3 protein-coding genes are annotated in these 2,887 nt (G+C 36.4%); all 3 read right to left on the minus strand.

Translation table 11 applies throughout. The features are described from left to right. The coding region (gene argH / locus COZ07_RS04965) for an argininosuccinate lyase (protein ID WP_406607479.1) at positions 1 to 1,029 on the minus strand (1,029 nt) is incomplete at its 3' end. Positions 1,030 to 1,045: 16 nt separating this feature from the next. Further along, positions 1,046 to 2,251 (minus strand): argininosuccinate synthase, encoded by a 1,206-nt coding sequence (locus tag COZ07_RS04970; protein WP_406607480.1) that lies wholly within the window; start codon positions 2,249 to 2,251, stop codon positions 1,046 to 1,048. A gap of 141 nt (positions 2,252 to 2,392) precedes the next feature. Beyond that, the coding region (locus COZ07_RS04975; RefSeq protein ID WP_406607481.1) for an aminotransferase class III-fold pyridoxal phosphate-dependent enzyme at positions 2,393 to 2,887 on the minus strand (495 nt) is incomplete at its 5' end.

The raw sequence follows: 2,887 nt of genomic DNA on the forward strand, positions 1-2,887 counted from the left end.
CATCAAGAATAAAGAACTTTCCAAGGTAGATACGGTATCAAATAAAGGTTCTTTATCTTCCTGCATATCATGATTATAAGCCAGGGGTAAGGCCTTCATTACGGTGAGAAGATTTAACAAATTCCCGTAGACCCGCCCGGTTTTTCCCCTGATTAATTCCGCAGCATCAGGATTCTTCTTTTGGGGCATTATACTGCTTCCGGTACAGAAAGAATCATCCAGTTCTATAAAATCAAATTCCTGAGAGGACCATAAAACCATCTCTTCCCCCAGGCGGCTTAAATGCATCATCAAGATAGCTGATGCTGATAAAAATTCTAAAATAAAATCTCTATCACTTACTGCATCAAGACTATTTTCTGAAATCCCGCCAAAACCAAGTTGTGTAGCTACATATTCTCTATCAATAGGAAAAGAAGTACCTGCCAAAGCAGCAGAGCCTAAAGGAAGAACATCAACTCGTTTATACAAATCTTTCATCCTTCCCTTGTCCCGTTCAAACATATAAAAATAAGCCATCAAGTGATGAGAAAAAAGGAGGGGCTGGGCATGTTGAAGATGGGTATATCCTGGCATAATCACTCCTAAATTTTTCTGGGCAGTAGCTATAAGGGATTTTTGTAAGTCTTTCAACAAACCCTGGATCTTTAGAACTTCTTCTTTTAAATACATTCTTTCGTCAAGGGCTATCTGGTCATTTCTACTTCGAGCAATATGTAATTTTCCAGCTATAGCTCCTATCTTCTCTTTCAATTTATTCTCCACCCAGGAATGAATGTCTTCTGCCTCTCCAGTAACAATTTCTACTTTGTCTTCTTGGACTTCTTTTAGGATTTGTTTTAATCCCTCCACGATTTTATCTGTTTCTTCTTTAGTGATAATCTTGCATTTTCCTAACATCTGAGCATGAGCGATACTCCCTAATAGGTCATACTTGACTAATTTTTTATCAAAAGATAAAGAAGAAATAAATTCTTCCATCTCTTTATTTATAGTCTTTTTAAATCTTCCACCCCACAGTTTTTCCATATTTTTCACCCCTACCTTAATCCTCCCCCCTGCTCACCGAAGCATATACTTTAGTTGGTAAGCCCCAAAGCTCAATAAATCCTTTAGCAAAATTTTGATTAAAAGTATCTCCCTGAGCATAAGTAGCCAAATTAAAATCATAGAGAGAATTTTCAGATTTTCTTCCTACTACTACGCAATTACCTTTAAATAATTTAACTCTTATGGTTCCGGTTACTTTCTTCTGAATAACTTTTACAAAACCATCCAGAGCCTCCTTTAAGGGAGAATACCAGAGACCATAGTAAGTTAGTTCAGCATATTTTTTAGAAATAAATGGTTTAAAATGAGATAATTCTCTAGGACAAACCAATCCTTCTAAAGCTTGATAGGTCTTTAGTAAGATAGTAGCTGCTGGGCACTCATAAATTTCTCGAGACTTAATTCCTACTAATCTATTCTCTACCATATCTACTCTGCCTACTCCGTTTTTTCCCCCGATTTCATTTAATTTAAGGATCAAATCTACTAAAGATAGTTTTTCTCCATCAATGCTCTGTGGTACTCCTTTTTCAAAATATACTTCTAAATAAATTGGTTGATCAGGAGCATTTTCTGGATTTACCGTCCATTTATAGACTTCTTCGGGTGGTTCTTTCCAGGGATCTTCTAATACCCCGCATTCGATAGACCGGCCCCATAAATTCTGGTCTACACTATAGGGATTATTTATATCTACCGGAACAGGAATCTGATATTTTTTAGCATATTTAATTTCTTCTTCTCGGGTAAATCCCCATTCCCTTGCTGGAGCAATTACCTGCAATTGAGGGTTCAGGGCCGCAATAGATACTTCAAATCTCACCTGATCATTACCTTTACCGGTACAGCCATGCACAATAGCCTCTGCCTTTTCTTTCTCCGCAACCTCAACTAAAATTTTAGCAATTAGAGGTCGGGAATAGGCAGTAGCTAAAGGATAAGTTGATTCATAAATAGCCCCGGCTTGAAGTCCAGGCAAAACATATTTTTGGGTAAATTCCTCTTTAGCATCAATAACATAAGATTTAACTGCTCCAATTTGAATAGCTTTCTCTTTTATATATTCTAAATCATTTTTTTGTCCTACATCGATGGTTACTGCAATTACTTCTTCACAATAATTTTCTTTCAACCATTTAATGGCCACTGAGGTATCCAATCCTCCAGAGTAGGCCAATACTACTTTTTTCATTTTTTTCATTTTTCTATACTCCTTTTTATTTTTTGTTATTTTCTTTAAAAACAGAAATTTATATCCTCTAATATGATTATAGATTCCCGCTTCCGCGGGAATGACAGTGTTCAGAGGGAAAAAAAGGTGCCTGGCACCTTTTTTTACCTTTTACCTTAAAATTTTATCTAAAACTTCTATTAAATAATCTATCTCCTCTTTCTCTACAATTAAGGGAGGGAGAAAACGCAAAACCTTTTTAGCCACGCAATTAATAAATACTCCTTCTTCTATACATTTCTTTACTATCTCTTGTCCTTCTTCTTTTAATTCCATCCCCACCATTAGGCCTAAACCTCTTACCTCTTCTATCTTCTGGGGATATTTTTCTTGGAGGTCCTCTAATTGGGTTTTAAAATATTCTCCTTTTTTCTGACACTTTTCCACCAGGCTTTCTTCTTGTAAAATCTTTAAATTAGCTATCGCTGCAGCACAGGCTAAAGGATTACCCCCAAAAGTAGTCCCGTGATCTCCAGGTTTAAAAGAGAAAGCCACTTTATCTTTAGCAATAAAAGCTCCGATAGGTATTCCTCCTCCCAAGGATTTGGCAATAGTCAAAATATCCGGCTCTATACCATAATGTTGATAAGCAAACATCTTTCCGGT

It is taken from the genome of Candidatus Infernicultor aquiphilus (assembly GCF_002784285.1).
Lineage (GTDB): Bacteria > Atribacterota > Phoenicimicrobiia > Phoenicimicrobiales > Phoenicimicrobiaceae > Infernicultor > Infernicultor aquiphilus.

What these genes read in the sequence shown, in the direction of transcription:
- COZ07_RS04970 (WP_406607480.1), bottom strand. Translation starts at nt 2,251, where the DNA reads ATGAAAAAAATGAAAAAAGTAGTATTGGCCTACTCTGGAGGATTGGAT.